Source organism: Sphaerisporangium sp. NPDC005289 (assembly GCF_040607455.1).
Lineage (GTDB): Bacteria > Actinomycetota > Actinomycetes > Streptosporangiales > Streptosporangiaceae > Sphaerisporangium > Sphaerisporangium rhizosphaerae.
Genome location: NZ_JBEXGS010000010.1, coordinates 100,869 through 118,733, shown reverse-complemented (window position 1 = coordinate 118,733; position 17,865 = coordinate 100,869). Strand labels below are relative to the sequence as shown.

14 protein-coding genes, 1 pseudogene and 1 riboswitch are annotated in these 17,865 nt (G+C 73.0%); of the genes and pseudogenes, 9 read left to right on the top strand and 6 right to left on the bottom strand.

The features are described from left to right. Position 1 precedes the first annotated feature (1 nt). Together ABZT47_RS19265 and ABZT47_RS19260 are read right to left on the bottom strand one after the other, a co-directional pair. A complete protein-coding gene (locus ABZT47_RS19265) occupies positions 2 to 982 on the bottom strand; it encodes a pyridoxal-phosphate dependent enzyme (protein WP_354843447.1) in 981 nt (326 codons plus the stop codon). 40 nt (positions 983 to 1,022) lie between these two features. After that, positions 1,023 to 1,226, bottom strand: a pseudogene (locus tag ABZT47_RS19260) (MerR family transcriptional regulator); the annotation flags it as partial. A 109-nt stretch (positions 1,227 to 1,335) separates the two neighbouring features. Between ABZT47_RS19260 and ABZT47_RS19255 the strand changes: the two are divergent. Together ABZT47_RS19255 and ABZT47_RS19250 are read left to right on the top strand one after the other, a co-directional pair. Continuing rightward, a complete protein-coding gene (locus tag ABZT47_RS19255) occupies positions 1,336 to 1,614 on the top strand; it encodes a ribbon-helix-helix domain-containing protein (protein WP_354843445.1) in 279 nt (92 codons plus the stop codon). After that, complete coding sequence (locus ABZT47_RS19250; RefSeq protein WP_354843443.1) at positions 1,611 to 2,012, top strand: PIN domain-containing protein; 402 nt, start codon at positions 1,611 to 1,613, stop codon at positions 2,010 to 2,012. The genes ABZT47_RS19255 and ABZT47_RS19250 overlap by 4 nt, the downstream gene beginning before the upstream one ends. Before the next feature lie 111 nt (positions 2,013 to 2,123). Here ABZT47_RS19250 and ABZT47_RS19245 read toward each other — a convergent pair whose 3' ends face one another. Continuing rightward, entirely contained in the window at positions 2,124 to 3,869 is a 1,746-nt protein-coding gene (locus tag ABZT47_RS19245; RefSeq protein ID WP_354843441.1) for a DEDD exonuclease domain-containing protein, read from the bottom strand. A gap of 295 nt (positions 3,870 to 4,164) precedes the next feature. Between ABZT47_RS19245 and ABZT47_RS19240 the strand changes: the two genes are divergently transcribed. Next, positions 4,165 to 5,487, top strand: a complete 1,323-nt coding sequence (locus ABZT47_RS19240) for an NYN domain-containing protein (protein WP_354843438.1) — start codon at positions 4,165 to 4,167, stop codon at positions 5,485 to 5,487. A 294-nt stretch (positions 5,488 to 5,781) separates the two neighbouring features. Beyond that, positions 5,782 to 6,702 carry an NlpC/P60 family protein gene (locus ABZT47_RS19235; RefSeq protein ID WP_354843435.1) on the top strand — a complete coding sequence of 307 codons (921 nt, stop codon included), beginning with the start codon at positions 5,782 to 5,784 and terminating at the stop codon, positions 6,700 to 6,702. Positions 6,703 to 6,871: 169 nt separating this feature from the next. Here the strand turns inward: ABZT47_RS19235 and ABZT47_RS19230 are convergent, their stop codons facing one another. The 3 genes from ABZT47_RS19230 to ABZT47_RS19220 form a co-directional block, all read right to left on the bottom strand. Beyond that, on the bottom strand, positions 6,872 to 7,759 hold the full coding sequence (locus ABZT47_RS19230; protein ID WP_354843432.1) for a methyltransferase domain-containing protein: 888 nt from the start codon (positions 7,757 to 7,759) through the stop codon (positions 6,872 to 6,874). A 244-nt stretch (positions 7,760 to 8,003) separates the two neighbouring features. Then, the gene (locus tag ABZT47_RS19225) at positions 8,004 to 9,293 is read right to left on the bottom strand and encodes an MFS transporter (RefSeq protein ID WP_354843429.1); all 1,290 of its coding nucleotides are present in this window, start codon (positions 9,291 to 9,293) and stop codon (positions 8,004 to 8,006) included. After that, complete coding sequence (locus tag ABZT47_RS19220) at positions 9,290 to 9,865, bottom strand: metalloregulator ArsR/SmtB family transcription factor (RefSeq protein ID WP_354843426.1); 576 nt, start codon at positions 9,863 to 9,865, stop codon at positions 9,290 to 9,292. Before ABZT47_RS19220 ends, ABZT47_RS19225 begins: the two co-directional genes overlap by 4 nt. A 500-nt stretch (positions 9,866 to 10,365) precedes the next feature. Then, positions 10,366 to 10,524: riboswitch (cyclic di-AMP (ydaO/yuaA leader) on the top strand. Between the two features lie 82 nt (positions 10,525 to 10,606). Here ABZT47_RS19220 and ABZT47_RS19215 point away from each other — a divergent pair. The 5 genes from ABZT47_RS19215 to ABZT47_RS19195 all read left to right on the top strand — a co-directional run bounded on the left by ABZT47_RS19215 (position 10,607) and on the right by ABZT47_RS19195 (position 17,821). Beyond that, positions 10,607 to 11,206 (top strand): C40 family peptidase, encoded by a 600-nt coding sequence (locus ABZT47_RS19215; RefSeq protein ID WP_354843424.1) that lies wholly within the window; start codon positions 10,607 to 10,609, stop codon positions 11,204 to 11,206. Between the two features lie 631 nt (positions 11,207 to 11,837). Continuing rightward, positions 11,838 to 12,767, top strand: a complete 930-nt coding sequence (locus ABZT47_RS19210) for a hypothetical protein (protein WP_354843421.1) — start codon at positions 11,838 to 11,840, stop codon at positions 12,765 to 12,767. Positions 12,768 to 12,797: 30 nt separating this feature from the next. Then, complete coding sequence (locus ABZT47_RS19205) at positions 12,798 to 14,168, top strand: M48 family metallopeptidase (RefSeq protein WP_354843418.1); 1,371 nt, start codon at positions 12,798 to 12,800, stop codon at positions 14,166 to 14,168. Continuing rightward, the gene (locus tag ABZT47_RS19200) at positions 14,165 to 15,334 is read left to right on the top strand and encodes a glycosyltransferase family 4 protein (RefSeq protein WP_354843415.1); all 1,170 of its coding nucleotides are present in this window, start codon (positions 14,165 to 14,167) and stop codon (positions 15,332 to 15,334) included. The genes ABZT47_RS19205 and ABZT47_RS19200 overlap by 4 nt, the downstream gene beginning before the upstream one ends. 102 nt (positions 15,335 to 15,436) lie before the next feature. Next, positions 15,437 to 17,821, top strand: coding sequence for a LuxR C-terminal-related transcriptional regulator (locus ABZT47_RS19195; protein ID WP_354843413.1), 2,385 nt, complete (start codon positions 15,437 to 15,439; stop codon positions 17,819 to 17,821). Positions 17,822 to 17,865 lie beyond the last annotated feature (44 nt).

Genomic DNA, 17,865 nt, shown 5'->3' with positions numbered 1-17,865 from the left:
GTCAGGACCCGTGGCCGGGCGCCACCCCCACCCAGCGGTGATAGGCGTCCAGGTCGACGTTGCCGCCGCACACGATGGTGACGACGTGCCGTCCGGCGAAGCGGTCACGGTCTTCGAGGACCGCCGCGATGCCGAGCGCGGCCGACGGTTCGACGACCAGACCGGCGTGGTCGAGGAGCATCCGCATCCCGGCCATGATCGACACCTCCTGGACCAGGACGGCGTCGTCGGCGACCAGGAGGAGATCGTCCAGGACGGCCGGGATGGGACGACGGCCGGCGACGCCGTCGGCGATGGTGTCGGTTGAGTCGGTGGTGACGACGCGCCGCTCGCGGAAGGAGCGGGTCATCGCCGGCGCGCCCAGCGGCTGGACGCAGATCACCTCGACCTCGGGCGCCAGGGCCTTGACCACATGACCCACGCCGGTGGCCAGTGCCCCGCCGCCAAGAGCGATCAGGACGGCGTCGAACGACGGCACCGGGTCCACCAGTTCCAGGCCGATGGTCGCCGCGCCCTCACAGGTCTCGATGTCCAGGCTGTCCTCGACCAGCCGGATGCCCTCGTACCGCGCGAGGTCCGCGGCCCGTTCGCGGGCCATGTCGAAGTCGCCGTCCACCAGCTCCAGCGTGGCGCCCAGCGCGCGGATGCGGTCGAGCTTGGCCGCGGGCGCGAAGCGGGAGGCCACGACGGTGACGTCGACCCCCCGCCCGCGACCGGACCACGCGAGGGCCTGGCCGAGGTTGCCCGCGCTGGCGCACACCACGGCTCGCGAGCCACCGCCGGCGAGCAGGCTCGCGATCACCTCGGTGCCGCGGGCCTTGAAGCTGCGTACCGGGTTCGCCGTTTCGAGCTTGATGCTCACCGCGCAGCCCAGGCCGGGCTCCAGCGCGTCGCAGGGATACAGCGGAGTGTCGAGGAACATCGGGTCGATCAGCCGGCGAGCCGCCCGAATTCGAGCGGTGTCGAGGCGCGTCTCCTGCACGACACGGCAGTCTAGCCCGCGGTTCCAGGGACACGATGTCCTTGATCCGGGCCAGCGGCACGCCGACGCGGCGCAGTGCCGACACCAGGCGGGCCTGGTCCAGTCGCGCCGCCGCGTACCAGCGGTAGCCGGTATGCGGGTCGACGCGGGCCGGCACCAGCAGCCCGAGTTCGTCGTACAGGCGCAGCGCCTTGGCCGACAGAGGCGACAGACGCGCGAACTCACCGATGCTGACCAGGCTCATGGACGGCTCCCCGCACCCGGGTGGACGCAACGGCATTTGTGATCGTTTGATTGCGAAGCGTGAACGCCGATCAAGGGTAATCGGTATGGTGGCCGATATGATGCCGAGTATGGCCACCATGAAGATCACCGTTACCGTTCCCGAAGAGCTGGTCGCCTACATCAGGGAGCAGGTGCACGAGGGCCACTTCGATTCCGTGTCCGCCTACATGACGCGAGCCGCTGAGAGCCTCAGGGATTTCGATCCACTCGACCTGCTGATCGCCAGCATGGTGGCTGAGACAGGAGAGCCAGGGGAGGACGCGAAGGCGTGGGCGGATGAGGCGCTGGCCAAGGCGCGTCAGGCCAAGCTTGGTAGCGCTTCCGTAGCGGCGGACGACGCCGCATGAATCCTTCTCCGGAGTATGTCCTGGATTCCGGGGCCCTGATCGCTCTGGAAAGAGCGGACGAGCGCATGACGGCGCTCCTGCTGCAGGTGCGACGCGGGCAGGCTCGCTTGGTTCTGCCCGATGCGGTCCTGGCGCAAGTATGGAGAGGCGGCCACGGACGTCAGGCCCGTCTGGCGGCCCTGCTCGGACTGAAGCCAGAGCAGTGCACCAAGGTTCCGCTGGACAGCGAGGCCGCGAAGCGTATCGGTCTGAGAACCCGCGATTCGGGGCACGCGGACGTGACCGATGTGCACGTCGCGATCCTCGGGGAGGATCGCGGCGCAGTGGTGATCACGTCGGATCGTGAGGACATTCTGCGTGTCAGCACGCGGTTGAAGGAACGTCTGATCGAGTTGTAGACACGGACGAATCGCGGATGCCGGTGAACGCCCCCGGCTCCGCAGCGAACCGTTTGAGGGCCCCCTCACGGAATCCGAGTCTGCTCGGTCGGCTGGCTCGGTGGCCGTTCGTCAGCGGAGGGGGCGGCCTTCGCGGGGGTGGCGGGGGTGGAGGTTCTCGTAGGCGCGCAGGCCGTCGTAGGCGCGGTCGATGCGGGACTTCAGACGGGCGGCGCCGCGGGCCGGCAGGCTCCAGCCGCCGTCGACGCGGACCAGCCGGACACCGGGGGACTCCAGCCAGCGCAGGATGCACTCGGTCTCTTCGGCGATGGCGGCCGGGAGCGGGCCAGGCCCGGGCGTGACGGTCTCGGCGGTGGCGACCAGAGCGTCGACGTACGGAGTCGGGTGGGCGCCCTTGGGCATCACGCCCGCCGCGGTCAGGCGGCCGTACCGCACGACGTGGATGTCCCAGCCGCCGTCGAACGCGGGGCTGGCGGCGATCAGCTCGGGTATGCCGGTCAGCGACCGCAGCCGCTGCATGCGCGCCGCCGTGCGCACGTAGACGGCCAGCCGGTCGCGGTCGACCGCGGCCTCCTCATAGCGCTGCTCGGCGGCCAGTCGCTGCATGCGGGCCTCCAGCGCCGAGAACACCGGGCCCGGGTCGTGTTCCATGGCGGCGCGGGCCTCGTCGGCGTGGCGCCGGTACTCGTCGACCCCCTGGCGACCCTCGCACGGCGCCCCGCAGCGGCCCATCTCGGCCAGCACGCACGCGGGACGGCTGGTGCGCGTGGAGATGCGCTCGGTGCACTGCCGCAGCGGCACGGCCTCGTGCAGCGCCGACTTGGCGTCCTCGGCGCCGCGCGCGGAGGTGAAGGGGCCGAGATAGGTGCCCTGGTCGGCCTTGACCTCGCGGACGACGGACAGGCGGGGGAACGGCTCGTCGGTCAGTTTGAGCCAGACGACCTTCTCGGGGAACCGCGACCGGCGGTTGTAGCGGGGCTTGGTCGCCCCGATCAGCCGCAGCTCGCGCACCTCGGCCTCCAGGCCGGTGGCGCAGACGATCGGCCGCACCCGCTCGGCGATGCCGATCATCTCGCGGATGCGCGGCCGGGTCTCGCTGGCGGTGAAGTAGGACTTGACCCGCTGGCGCAGGTCGCCGCTCTTGCCGACGTACAGGGCCTCGCCGCGTTCGTCCTCGAAGACGTAGACGCCGGGGGCGCTCGGGATGCTCGCGGCCAGGTGACGCTTGCGCTTCTGCTCGGGGGTGGGGGCCCGGACGAAGCCCTTGAGCTCTTCGAGGGTCTGCACGCCGTAGGCCCCGACGCGTTCGATGAGCGCGTGCAGGACGTCGACGGTCGCCTTGGCGTCGGCCAGGGCGCGGTGACACGGCTCGGTGCCGCTGCGGAAGACCCGGGCCAGCGTGGAGAGCTTGCAGTTGGGCACCTCGTCGCGCGTCAGGACGCGCCGGGCCAGGTCTGCGGTGTCGACCACCGGGTTGGCCGGGGGAGGGTAGCCGTGGGCCTGGCAGTTGGCCTTGATGAAGCCGACGTCGAAGGGGGCGTTGTGCGCGACCAGCGTGGCGCCGCGCGTGAACTCCAGGAACGCGGGCAGGACCTGCTCGATGCGCGGCGCGGCCATGACCATCACGTCGGTGATGCCGGTGAGCACGGCGATGAACGGCGGGATGGGACGGCCGGGGTCGACGAGCGTGGCGAACTCGCCGAGCACCTCGCCACCGCGCACCTTGACCGCGCCGATCTCGGTGATGGCGTGCTCGGCGGACGAACCACCCGTCGTCTCCAGGTCGAACACGACGAAGGTCACCTGGTCGAGGGGCGTGCCCAGATCGTCCAGAGTTCCTTGAACACCGATCTCCACGCCCATGACCATACGATCGCGGTCCGACAGTTCCGCACCGGCCATGCCCGATCGCACCGGCCCGTGGGTTCGCCGCCCCGCGGCGGGCGGCCTTCACCGCCGCGCGCACCTGCGGCGACACTCCGTCAACGCGCCGTTCGCCGGTCGGCGGTCCGGCGCAAGGGGGTCTGACACGGCACTTGTGGGGCGGCCGTGAGCCAGGAACCGGGTGGGAACGGCGCTGACCACGAACGTGCCAGCCGTACCCTTGTCGGATAGACGAAATTTGAATGGCCAGTCAGCTAGGGGACGACGGATGAGTTCAGCCGGAGAAGGCCTGTCTCGCCCGCTGCCCGAGCAGGTCCGCTTACACGTCGTCGAGCTCGCCGCCCAGGTGCTCGGCACGATGCAGCCCGCGATGATCCCCGCGCCGTTGAAGGGCATCGCGAGGTTCGATCCGCGCAAGCGCGCCCGCCTGGGCAGCGCGCCGATCGCCGCGCAACTCGAGACCGACAAGGAGTTCCGCGAGACCGTCGCCGAGAGCCTCAAGGAGGCGTGGCCCGAGCTGGTGGCCAGCCTGGAGGAGGGCACGGTGCCGCCGGCGGCCGAGCCGGTGCTCGTCGCCGCTGCGGCCTACCTGACGCGCCCTCCCGGCTGGCCCGACCTGGTGGAGACCGCCCGCTCCGATCTGGAGCAGGCGGCGGCCGTCGCCGAGGGCAGCGCCCAGGAGCAGACCGTCGTGCGCCTGCGCGAGCAGCTCGCCGCGCAGAAGGCCGCCGCCAAGGAGGAGGCCGAGCGGCTGCGCGACCAGCTCAAGGCGTCCCGCGCCGAGGTGGCCGACCTGCGGCGCAAGCTGCACGACGCCCGCGAACGGGGCAGACTGGCCGAGGAGCGGGCCGCCGAGCTGCGGGCGCTCGAGCAGGAGGTCCGCACGGCGGTGTCCTCCGCGACCAGCGCGGCCGAAAGCGAGCTTCGCAAACTCCGCGAACGCCTGTCCGACGCCGAGCGAGCCCTCGAGGCCAGCCGCCGCGCCGCGCGCGAGGGCCGCAGCATCGAGGACGCCCGCATCCGCGTCCTGCTGGACACCTTGCAGGACGCGGCCGCCGGCCTGCGCAGCGAGCTCGCGCTGCCCGTGGCGATCAGCAAGCCGGCCGACTCGGTGAGCGCCGTGACCCCCGGCACGCCCTCGGTGCGCGCCGTGCCGGCCCGCGCCCTGGCCGACGACGACCCGGTGCTGCTGGACCAGCTGCTGGCCATCCCGCATTTGCACCTCGTCGTGGACGGCTACAACGTCACCAAGACCGGCTACCCGGCGCTCACCCTGCTGGACCAGCGGTCGCGGCTGCTCACCGGCCTCGGCGGGCTGGCCGTGCAGACCAGGGTCGAGGTCACCTGCGTGTTCGACGGCGCCGAGCTGAACGGCCCGGTCCAGGTGTCGGCGCCGCGCGGCGTGCGGGTGCTGTTCAGCGCGCCGGGGGAGATCGCCGACGACCTCATCCGGCAGCTCGTGCGCGCCGAGCCGCCCGGCCGGGCCGTCGCGGTGGTGTCCTCCGACCGCGAGGTCGCCGACTCGGTGCGGCGCATGGGCGCCCGTCCCGTGCCCTCCACGCTGCTGCTGCGCCGCCTCGGCCGTTCCTGACGACGCCCGTTCCTGGCGACGCCATCCGTGACGACGCCCGTCCGCCCGCCGCGGACGGGCCGTGGTCCTGTGGCGCCCGGCGCCCGCGATCGTCGTGGCGACGCGATTTCCCATCGCTTGACTGTTCTCAAACCATTTACTGGCGAAGAGGTGCAGGTATCCATGCCTTTTCTGTAGGATCACCGCCCAGGTTGTCTCACTTGTCTCGCAGAGGGAGCTGGCGTCCCAGTGGTCGTGCGTGGGATCCGGGCGATAGGGCGGATACCTTTGGCCGCCGGTCTGATCGTCGCCGTCATGGCGACCCAGACGGGCGGAGCGGAGGCCAAGCCGAAGCCGACGATCGCCCAGACGAAGGCGCGGCTGGCCAAGCTCAACGACCAGGCCGACAAGGTGGTGGACCGCTACAACCTGGCCGGCGAGCAGTGGAAGAAGGCCAGGAAGGAGTACAACTCCCTCAACGGCCGCCTGAAGGGCGAGCTCGGCCGCGTCGATGACCTGCGCGTCGGCCTGGTGTCGGTCGCGATCAGCACCTACCAGTCCGGTGACGTCCTGTCCTGGTCCAACCTGATCACCCAGCCCGACCCCGAGGCGCTGCTGGCCGGGCTGGCCTCCATCGACCAGATGTCGGCGGGCCAGTCACGCACGATCAGCGCGTACGAGCAGGCCACCCGGTCGCTCAAGGGGCAGCGCGACAAGGCCAAGGGCGCCTACGACAAGGCCGTCAAGCTGCTGGACGACCTGCGCCGGCAGAAGAAGGACGTCGAGAAGCTGGTCGGTGAGCAGGAGCGGCTCCTGCGCAAGCTGAACGCCTACAACCCCGGCAATCCGAACAGCCCAGGCATCAAGTACACCGGGGCCGCCTCCGGCAACGCCCGCGCGGCGCTGCAGTTCGCCTTCGCGCAGGTCGGCAAGCCCTACCGCTACGGCGGCACCGGGCCGGGCGCCTGGGACTGCTCGGGCCTCACCCAGGCGTCCTGGCGGGCGGCCGGGGTCAGCCTGCCGCGCACCGCCGCCCAGCAGTACTCCTGGGGCGCCTCCCGCCGGGTCTCCCTGAACGCCCTGCAGCCGGGCGACCTGCTGTTCGCCGCGGGCCTCGGTCACGTCGGCATGTACGCGGGCGGCGGCAAGATGGTGCACGCGCCCCGCACCGGAGACGTCGTCAAGGTCGTCCCCCTTTCCAGCTATCGGGGGATCATCGGCGCCGTCCGCCCCTGACGCACCGCACGGACCACGCCACGCCCCCGGCCGGGACTTCCGGCCCGGGGGCGTTCGCGTTCTACGGCCCAGCCCGTTCTACGGCTCAGCGCGTCTGCGGCTCAGCCCGTTCTGCAGTCAGCGCGTTCTACGAGCCGGAGCGCGGTCTGTGGCCGGCGCGGGGAGCCGGTCAGGGGCGGCGGGCCGCCCAGGCGGTGCGGGTGCCCCGGACGGTCAGGTCGCCGCGGTGCAGGAGGGCCCCGGGGTCGTCCTGCGCGAGCAGGCGGTCCAGGGCGTCGAGGTCGTCGGCGGGCAGCCGGCCGTCGAGGCCGCGGCGGATATGGCTCAGGTAGGCATGCGCGTAGCGTCCGGTCTCCGGCGGCGCCGGAGTCGCCTCGATGCTGAATCGGTGCTCGGCGGCGATCTCGAAACCGGCTCGCTCCAGGTACGGACGCCAGTGCGGGTGCGCGTTCCAGCCCGCCTGCGCCATCGCCTCGTGGCAGCGCGACTCCAGGCCCGGCCGGCCGAACCCGATGTCGTCGGGGAGGAAGCGCGGCGGACCGTCCATCTCGACGACCACCAGCAGGCCGCCGGGGTTCAGCGCGGTGTGCAGGTCGGTGAGCACGCGGTGCGGGTCGGCGACCTCGTGCAAGGACGAGGACGCCCACGCGAGGTCCACTCCGCCGACCGAGGGCCAGGCGACGTCCAGGTCGGCCTGTACGACGCGCAGCCGGTGGGCCAGCCCGCGCTCGCGCGCCGTGGCCTGGAGTCGTCCGAGCATCAAGGGGGACCTGTCGACGGCGACGACCTCGGCGGTCGCGAAGCGGCGTGCGAAGGCCAGCCCGCCGGTGCCCGTCCCGGCGCCCACGTCGACGATGGTCCGGGGCGCGTCGGGGGCGTGCCGCCCGGCCCACTCGGTCACCTTCTCCAGGTAGGCGCCGAGCACCACCGCGTCCAGGTCGAGCAGGTCCGCCAGGCCGGCCTCGTCATGGTGCGCGTGGCCCTCGCCATCGTGGTCATGGCGGTCACGTTGATCTTCATGGTCAAGGTGATCATGGTGCTGTGAGTGCGACATCATGGCCGGCAGGCTAGGCGCTCGCAGCGCGAATGAGCACACCCTCTTGCCGATATGGCAAGGACGCCCGCCCGCCGGTGGCCTGGCGAACGGCCGGGGCTGTGAGTCGAGGGTCCACCGGGTCGCCCGCCGCACACGGCGCCGGATCGGCCGTTCCTCGTCCCCGCCGACCCGGCGCCGGGATAGGCACGCTTGAACGGGTCCGGCTCGGTGTGCGGCCTGGTCTGGTGGTGGGTGGGGTCGTGGGTCAGGGGTGGTCGGGGGAGGCGGGGAGGTCGCGGCGGTGCCTGAGGGGGCCGGTGAGGAGGATCAGGCCGGTCAGGGCGAGCCCGGCCGTGACGACCCACATCGACGGACGGGTGCCGATGGCGCCGCCGAGCGCCCCGCCGAGGAGGGCGCCGAGCGGGATGGTGCCGTAGTTGACGAACTGCATGCTCACGGAGACCCGGCCGAGCAGGTGCCGGGGGACGTAGGTCTGGCGGAAGCCCGCCTTGATGATGTTGCCCGCCACCACGCCCGTGACCAGGACGAACCCGCCGGCCACCGCGACCGCCAGCCACGGGCCCCGGTGGGCCAGCGGAATGAGCAGGCCGAACGGCGCGCCGAGCGCCTCGAACACGATCATGGCGCGGGCGCTGCCGAGCCGCCTGGACACCCAGGTGGCGCTCGCGGCACCCGCCAGGCCGCCGACGCTCATGACCGCCATCAGCCCGCCGACCGCGCCGGGGCCGACGCCGACGTCGCGCACCAGGAAGACGACCAGGATGGCCTGGTATCCCATGAGCCCGAGGTTGCTGGCCGCCCCGAACACCGTGAGCACCCGCAGGTAGGGGTCGCGGGCGACGAAGCGCAGGCCCTCGCCGATCTCGCGTCGAAGCGTCGTGGCCCGCCGCTCGCGCGACACCGGGGCCTCGCGGGCCCTGATGCCGAGCAGGCACAGCGCCGAGACCACGAAGCTCGCCGCGTCGGCGAGCAGCGCGGTGACCGCGCCGAACACCTGGGCGACCAGACCGGCGGCTCCCGGGCCCACCACTTCGACGGCCGACTCGCCGCCCTGGAGCTTGGCGTTGCCCTCGGGCAGGTCGGCGGGGACGACGATCGAGGGGAGGTACACCTGGTAGGAGGTCTGGAAGAACACCTTGGCGGTGCCCGTGAGCAGCGCGACGGCCAGCAGATGGCCGACGGTCAGCACGCCTTGCCACGCGGCCACCGGGATGCTGAGGAACAGCAGGAACGACACGGCGTCGCAGATCAGCATCACGGGCCTGCGAGGCAGGCGGTCGACCCAGGCTCCGGCGGGCAGGCCGATGATCACCCACGGCACCCACGCCGCGGCGGTGAGCAGAGCGACCTCCAGTGTGGTCGCGTGGAGCGCGGTGATCGCGACCAGAGGCAGGGCAACCGAGGTGAGAGAGCTGCCGAAGCCGCTGGTGGTCTCGCCGACCCACAGCAGCCGGAAGTCGCGGTCGCGCAGCAGCCCCCAGCGGCCCCGGGATCGAGACGCGGCGGGCGCGGCCGCCGCGGTGAGGCCGTTCACGGCCGGCCCGGGACGCCGAAGGCGAACACGAACACCGGCTCGCGGGGCCGCCCGTCGTCGGGGATCTCCCGGGTGGCCCACCGGTTGAGGAGCTCCAGGAACTGCGCCTCGAACTCGTGCAGCTCGTCGGGGGTGAGCCGCAGCCACTTGTCGGTGGAGAAGGGGGCGTCCTGCCAGGCCGCCCGCTCGTCCTCGCTCGCGGCGTACCAGGCGCGGACCATGCTGACGTGGTGTTCGAGGTTGAGGGACGCCGCCGCGCTGGCGATGGCGGCGGTCGCGGGGTCGCCGCCGAAGTCGGACTCGCTCCAGCGCAGCTCGGCCGAGGACAGCCGCCACCAGCGCTCGCGCCGGTCGCGGGCGAGCTCGGGGGCCTCCTCGATGAGCTCGCTGCCGGCCAGGACGCGCAGGTGGTGGCTGGCGTTGGCGACGGCCTGCCCGGTGTGCTCGGCCAGCATGCTGGCGGTGCAGGGACCGTAGACCTTCAGCGCGTCCATGAGGCGCCGCCTCGTGGGATGCGACAGGGCGGCCAGCACCCGTGAGTCGGTGATCGTGCGTACGTCTTCATCGGCCATGCGCCCACTTTGACATGAGCAATGGACGTTGCACAACGGATATTGCGTAATTCTCATTGCGGAAGCACTGTTGCTGAATGATCGTTGCGGAACGGACGTCGTGGGTAACGGGTCTCGAGTGCGGAGCGTGACACGCGGGGGTGCGCATCCCGGTCCGCCGGGCGGGGCTAGGTGGACCGTTCCCTCTCCAAGATCCCTGAACGGGTGTGACTGATGTGACTTGTGTGACTCGCGTCAGGTGCCGTTTCGGGATATGTGAGGGGAATCACATACGGGTAACGGATGCGCTTGTTGTGCAGGGGTTTCCTGATTAAGAAGCCCCCTATTTGATCTATGTGACTTGGTCACGGCTTTGCCTCGATTTGGGGTTCTGTGTAACTTCTGGCCCGCGGCGAGCACGCCATGCCGTCGCGAACGGAGCCGGTCTTCCGACCGGCTCCACGCATGACAATCCAGCGGTCGCCGTCGCCCCAGTAAGGCGCGAGCCAGGACCCCAAAGGGGCGGTGACCTGCCGAATCCGTGCGGCAAGGAGCACGGAACCGGGGACCCAATTGATCCTGAACGCGGGATCAGGGGGTGAATCGACGCCTTGGCGTCGTAGGGCTACTTCCATGCCCGAATCCGTCAGCTAACCCGGTAGGCGTGAGTGGAAGAATCAAGGAGCGATCCTGTCCAGCACCACCCAGAACCCTCGTCTGTCGCGCATTGCCCGCTTCTCTCTCGGCGGTGTGGTGCTCACCATGACGGCCTCCGTGGGAGCCGTGGCGACGCAGGCGACGGCGGCTGACGCCGCCACGGCGGCACCGGCTCAGGGACCCTCAGAGCCGTCCGTCTACGGCCCGGCCGGGCTGATCGAGACACCGAGCATCACCGGGGCCTCCGAGCCCACCGGCACGGCCGCGGTGAGCGAGGCGAGCACATCCGGCACCTCCCGCACATCCAAGAGCAAGGCCAAAGTGAGCAGGGCCGCCCGGCAGCAGCTCAAGGCGCACACGGCCGTCGCGGTGGCGAAGAAGCAGATCGGCGACCCCTACCGCTGGGGCGCCAGCGGCCCGGGGGCCTTCGACTGCTCCGGCCTGATGCTGTACGCCTGGCGCAAGGCCGGTGTGAAGCTGCCCCGCATCGCCGCCAGCCAGTTCCGCACGGTGCGGAAGAAGGTGTCCTGGAAGAACCTCAAGCAGGGTGACCTGATGTTCTTCTACGGACTCGGCCACGTCGGCATGTACGTCGGGCACGGCAAGATGATCCACTCGCCGCACACCGGCGCGCGGGTGCGCATCGACAAGCTGTCGGGCTACCGGAAGGCGTCCTTCGTCGGCGCCGTCCGCCCCGGCGCCTGACCGGCGGGACCGTCGCGGCGTCGGCGCTGCCATCCAGCAATCGGATGACCAGGTCGGATTCCGCCTGCCGCTCCAGGTCGGCGCTGGACCCCCGCTTGACCCGCGGAACCACCCCCGCCCATCCAGGGCTCCGCTGGGTCGGGTGCGCCGGTCGCCCGTGCCGATCCGCTCCCGGTTCCCACGACGGGCCGGTCCGGTTTCCGGGCCGTCCCGGGATGTCGACCGGCGATTCCGGACCCTGACCGGCGGTGCTGGAAGCCGACCGGCGGTTCCGGAGGCCGATCTGCCTGCCGTTCCGGAGGCCGATCGGCGCGAGGATTCCTCCGGGAGAGCGTCTCCGAGAGGTGCCCCCGCTCCTCGAAGACCTTTCCAGGTGGTGCACATGCCCCTCGCGCCGGTCGTGAAGGCCCCGTCCGCTCCTCCCCCCTCGGAGCGGACGGGGCCTTCGCGCGTCCGCGCCGCGCCCCATCGGCGAGGCGCGACACGACCGGACGGGGCCTTCGCGCGTCCGTGCCCCGCCAGGCCGATGTGCCGCCGGGAAGTCGATACGGGTCCTCCGTCGGGACGCTGACGGGGGTCCGCCTCTGGGACGCCGATGTGGCCGGGAAGGACGAGCGAGTAGATTTCCCGCATGCGCGTCGTGTGGCTCTGGGCCGTCCTGGCGGGGTTGCTGACCGTGCTGACGGGGCCCTCCGCCGTCGAGGACGATCTCGGACGGCGGGCGCGGACGCTGATCGGCGAGCATCCGGAGATATGGTCCGGCGCGCGGACCTTCCGCGGCGACCTCTCCCTCGTGGTCGCGGCCCCCGGTGCCCTCACCGCCGCTGGAGCCCTCACGGCTTCTGGAACCACGGCCCCGCAGGCTGCGAAAACCTCCGCGACCAGGCCCGTCCCCGGAGGCGAAGCCGCCGCCGCGGCCTCCGGAGCCGCGTTCGCCGACCTGGCGCGCCGGGCCGACCGGGCGAGCCGGCTGGTCGCCCGCGTCGTGGGCCCGGTGCGTCCGCTGATCGCCGTTCCCGCCACGACCGAGCAGGCGGCCGTGCTGGCCGCCCCAGCGCAGGTGAACGGCCTGGCCGCGGTGGCGGGCGCCGACCGGGTGATCGTGGAGCCGCGGTCGTTCGCCCGCCTGACCGCCGCCGGCCGCGACGTCGTCCTCGCCCACGAGATCACGCACATCGCCACCGGGGCGGCGCTCGACGGGAGCACGCCCAAATGGCTGGTCGAGGGGTTCGCGGACTACGTCGGCTATCTCGACGCCGGCATCCCGGCGCGCCGGGCCGCGGCCGAACTGGCCGACGAGGTGCGCGCCGGACGGACGCCCGAACGGCTGCCCGGGCCGGAGGCGTTCGCCGCCGGCTCCGCGCGGCAGGCCCAGGCGTACGAGGAGGCCTGGCTCGCCTGCCGGTATGTCGCGGGGCGCTTCGGCGAACGCGCTCTGGTGAGCCTCTACCGTGAGTCCAGGCACGGGGACGTGCGGGCGGCGCTGTCCCGCACGCTCCGCATGAGCCTGGAGCGATTCACCGCCGCCTGGCGCGAGTACGTCCGAGACCAGCTCGCATGACCACGGTGGCGGCGCGGCGCAGGGGAGAGCATGGAGCGAAGTGACGAGACCGGCCGCGTGGCCGGCCCGGCGGGCGACGCCGGCGCGGATGCGCACGCCCGCACGGGCCCACCCGACGGTCCAGGCGCCGGCTCGGAGCGAGCGGTGAGCGGGGTGCGGGCGGCGGGGGGCGCGCTGGTGGGCCTGGGGGTGGCGCTGGCCGCCGTGGTGGCGGTGAGCACGCCGTGGCGCCCGCTGCCGGGCTCCGCGCCCGCCGTGGCGCCCGATCCCGCGCGCGACTTCACCGCGGCGCAGATCGCGCGCGCCGACGCCTTCGACGCGGCCGTGAACGTGCCGGTGTACCTGTCGCTGGCCGTGACGCTCGCCGTCGCGGGCGTGCTGGTCCTGACGCCCGTGGGCGCCTGGCTGGTGGGACGGCTCCCGGGCCCGTGGTGGGCGCGCGCCCTGCTCGGCGTCGTCGCGCTCTCGGCGGTGAGCCTGGCGATCAAGTGGCCGCTCGGCATGTGGTACGAGACGCGGCTGCGCGCCTACGGCCTGTCCACCCAGCAGTGGCCCGCGTGGTCGGCCGACCGGCTCAAGAGCTTCGCCGTCCAGACCGTGATCATCGCGATCATGGTGCTCGCGGTGGTCTGGCTGGCCCGCCGCGCCCCCCGCCGCTGGTGGGCGCCCGCCGCGGCCGGGGCGTTCCTGCTCACCGTCGCGGCGTCGTTCGTCTACCCCCTGGTCGTCGAGCCGTTGTTCAACGACTTCACGCCGCTGCCCGCCGGGCGGCTGCGCGACGATCTGGTCGCCATGGCCCGCCGCGACGGCGTCCCCGTCCAGGACGTGCTGGTCGCCGACGCCTCCCGCCGGACCACGGCGCTCAACGCCTACGTCTCCGGCTTCGGCGCCACCCGCCGCATCGTCGTCTACGACACGCTGCTGCGCGCCCCGGCCGGTGAGGTGAGGCTGGTCGTCGCGCACGAGCTGGGGCACGCCAAGCGCGGGGACGTCCTGTACGGGACGATGGTCGGCGCGCTCGGCGCCGCCGCGGGCGCCTGCCTGCTGTACCTGGTGGTGTCCCTGCCCGCGCTCAGGCGCCGCACGGGCGTCGCCTCGGTGGCCGACCCGAGGGCGGTCGGCGTGCTTCTGGGGCTGATGAGCCTGGCGACCGTGCTGTCGGGGCCGGCCGAGAACCTCGTCAGCCGGCGGATCGAGGCCAGGGCCGACGTCCACGCGCTGGATCTGACCCGTGACGCCGCCACGTTCGCCGCGATGCAGAAGCGGCTGGCGCTGACCAACATCTCCGATCTGACGCCGAGCGGCTTCGACTACCTGATGTACGCCTCCCACCCCACCGCTCCGCAGCGTCTGGCTCTGGCGCGCTCCTGGGCCCGCCTGAACCGCCTGCCCGAGCCGTGATCCCCGACGGGCACGGCCCCGGGCACGCCAGGACGCTGTTCGTCACCAACGACTTCCCGCCGCGGCCCGGCGGCATCCAGGCGTTCGTGCACGCGCTCGCCCTCCGGCGGCCGCCGGGGTCGGTGGTGGTGTACGCCTCGCGCTGGCGCGGGTGGGAGGAGTTCGACGCGCGGCAGCCGTACCGCGTGGTGCGGCACGCTGGGTCGCTGATGCTGCCGGTCCCTGAGGTGGCGCGGCGGGCGGCCGCTCTGGTGCGGTCGGAGGGGTGCGACACCGTCGTGTTCGGCGCGGCGGCCCCGCTCGGTCTGCTCGCGCCCGCACTGCGCGCGGCGGGGGCCCGGCGGGTGGTCATGCTGACCCACGGGCACGAGGCCGCCTGGGCGGGCGTCCCGGTGGCGCGCGGCCTGCTCGCGCGCATCGGCGCCCGCGCGGACGTGGTCACCTACCTGGGCGAGTACACCCGCGAGCGGCTGGTGCGCGTGGTGCCCTCCGGCCGGCTCGTGCGGCTGACGCCCGGCGTGGACACCGGTGTGTTCCGTCCCGGGTCCGGCGGCGCGGGGGTGCGGGCGTCGCTGGGCATCGGCGAGCGGCCGGTGGTCGTGTGCGTGTCGCGCCTGGTGCCGCGCAAGGGGCAGGACACGCTGGTCCGCTGCTGGCCGTCGGTGCTGCGCGAGGTGCCGGACGCCGTCCTGCTGCTGGTGGGCGGGGGGCCGTCCCGTCCGGCGATCGAGCGGGCGATCGGCGAGCGGGGGCTGGCGGGGTCGGTGGTGGTCACCGGGTCGGTGCCCTGGAGCAGCCTGCCGGCCTACTACGACGCCGGGGACGTGTTCGCGATGCCGTGCCGCACGCGCCTTGGCGGCATGGACGTGGAGGGTCTGGGCATCGTGTACCTGGAGGCTTCCGCGACCGGGCTGCCGATCGTCGCCGGGGCCTCAGGGGGTGCGCCCGACGCGGTCCTGCCCGGGGAGACCGGGCTGGTGGTCGACGGCCGCGACCCGGCCGAGGTGGCGGCGGCCCTGACGGGGCTGCTGCGCGACCCGGAGCGCGCCCGGCGCATGGGGGAGCGGGGCCGGGAGTGGATCGAGCGCGAGTGGCGCTGGGATCTGGTCGCCGAGCGCTTCGCAGAGCTGCTGGACGGCTCGGGCTCCCCGACCGCGCGAACCTGACATATGGGATAATACGACAGTGGGCGCGTGATGACGTCATGCGCGCGACCGATGGCCATGAACCATCTCAGGAGCCCCTCGGGCCCGGCGGGCGTGGTGCCAGTGCATGCGGTAAAGCGGAAGGCGGGGACCCTGCCCCGCGAGATCACCAGCTTCGTCGGCCGCCGGCAGGCGACCGCGGACATCGGGAAATGCCTGTGCCGGTGGCGGCTGGTCACGCTCACGGGCGTCGGCGGGGTCGGCAAGACCCGGCTGGCGCTCCACGTCGCCCGCCGGCTCCAGCGGACCTTCCCCGACGGTGTCCGCCTCGCCGAACTGGCCAAGGTGCACACCGCCTCGCTGGTCGCGAGCGCGGTGGCCGCGGCGGTCGAGGCGCCCGACACCGTCTCCACCCGCGACCCGGTGCGGGCCCTGGCCGACCACCTGGCCGGCCGCCGCCTGCTGCTGGTCCTGGACAACTGCGAACACGTGCGCGAGGCCTGTGCCGACCTGGTGGCCGCGCTGCTGCGGGCGGCGCCCGGGCTGCGGGTGCTGGCCACCAGCCGCGAACCGATCGGGCTGCCCGGGGAGCACGTCTGGCGCGTCCTGCCGCTCACCCTGCCCGGCACGCAGGAGCCGGCCGCCGGGGCCGAGGACGCCGGCACCGGGTACGAGGCGCTGGCGCTGTTCGAGGACCGCGCGTCGGCCGCGGTGTCGGGGTTCGTCGTGGACAAGGGCAACGAGAACGCCGTGGCCACGCTGTGCCGCCGGCTGGACGGGCTGCCGCTGGCCATCGAGCTGGCGGCGGTGCGGCTGCCGGTGCTGTCGGTGGACCAGATGCTGACCCGGCTGGAGGACCGCTACCGCCTGCTGGCCACCGGGTACCGCGACGACCAGCCGCGCCACCAGACGCTGCGCGCGGCGATCGGGTGGAGCTTCGACCTGTGCACCGGCCTGGAGCAGACCCTGTGGGCGAGGCTCTCGGTGTTCGCCGGCCAGGCCGGCCAGGAAGCCGTCCAGGATGTGTGCGCCGGCGCGGGCCTCACGCGCGAGCAGGTGCTGTCGGGCATCGCGAGCCTGGTCGGCAAGTCCGTGGTCTGCCGCACCGGCCATGGCGCCCACGTCCGGTACTCCATGCTGGAGACGATCCGCGACTACGGGAAGGAACGGCTGGCCGAGAGCGGCGAGGAGACCGCCGTGCGCCGCCGGCACCGCGACCACTACCTGCGCCTGGCCGAGCGGGCCGAGGCCGACTGGTTCGGGCCGCGCCAGCCCGCCTGGCTGGACCGCACGCGGGCCGACGAGCCCGACGTGTGGACGGCGCTGGAGTTCTGCCTCACCGAACCCGGCGAGGCCCGCACCGGGCTGCGGATGGCCGGCGCGCTCTGGTGGTACTGGATCGGCTCCGCCGTCCGGGACGGCCGCCACTGGCTGGACCGGGCGCTGGCCCTGGACACCGCGCCCAGCGGCGAGCGCGCCAAGGCGCTGTGGGTGGACGGCTGGGTGGCCACCGGGCAGGGCGACGTCCAGCGCGCGCTCGGGGCGCTCACCGAGTGCGCCGACCTCGCGCGGCGCCTCGGGGACGACACCGCGCTCGCCCACGCCACCCAGTGGATCGGCACGGCGATGTGGATCCAGGACCGGCTGGAGGAGGCGGCGGTGTACCTGGAGCGGGCGCTGGACCACCACCGAGCCACAGGGGAGCTCACGTCCGTGACCACCGTCGTGTCCTGCCAGCTCGGCATGGTCGTCGGCCTGCTCGGGGACGTGGAGCGCGCCATGGCGCTGTGCAAGGACTGCGTGGCGCTGTGCGAGGCCCACGGAGAGTGCTGGACGCGGTCATGGGCCCTGTGGAACCTCGCCGTCACCTGGTGGAGCCGCGGCGACCTGCGGTCGGCCGAGAGGTACGCGCGGGAGTCGCTGCGCGTCAAGCGGCGCATCACCGACCGGCTCGGCATCCCGTTCTGCGTGGAGTTCCTGGCCTGGATCGCCATGGCGAACGGCGACGCAGAGGCCGCCTCGCTCATGCTCGCCATGAGCGAGCGGATGTGGGAGCCGATCGGGGCGCCGCTGTTCGGCTGGGGCACCCTGCGCGGGTGGAGCGTCCACTGCCGGGAGCGGGCCGAGCGGACGCTGGGCAAGGACACCGTGGAGGCCGCGCGCCGCAGGGCCGCGGAGGTCCCCTTCGACGCCGCCGTGGCCTACGCCCTCGGCGAGACGCGCCGGCCGTCCAGCGGCGCGGCCCGCCCCGGCGTGCCGGCCGGCCCCCTTGCCGGCGTCCCGGCCCCGTCCGCCCCGGGCGACTCGCTGCTGCGGCTGACGCCCCGCGAGCGGCAGGTCGCCGCGCTCGTCGCCGAGGGCCGCTCGAACAGGGAGATCGCGGCGCGGCTGGTCATCTCCCAGCGGACCGCCGAGGGGCACGTCGACCGGATCATGAACAAACTCGGCGCCCGCTCCCGCGCCGGCATCGCCTCCTGGGCCGCCAACCACCTCACCAGCGGCGCCTGAACGCCATGTCGCGGCGATGGGGCCCGCTGCCGGGTTGAGGTCTT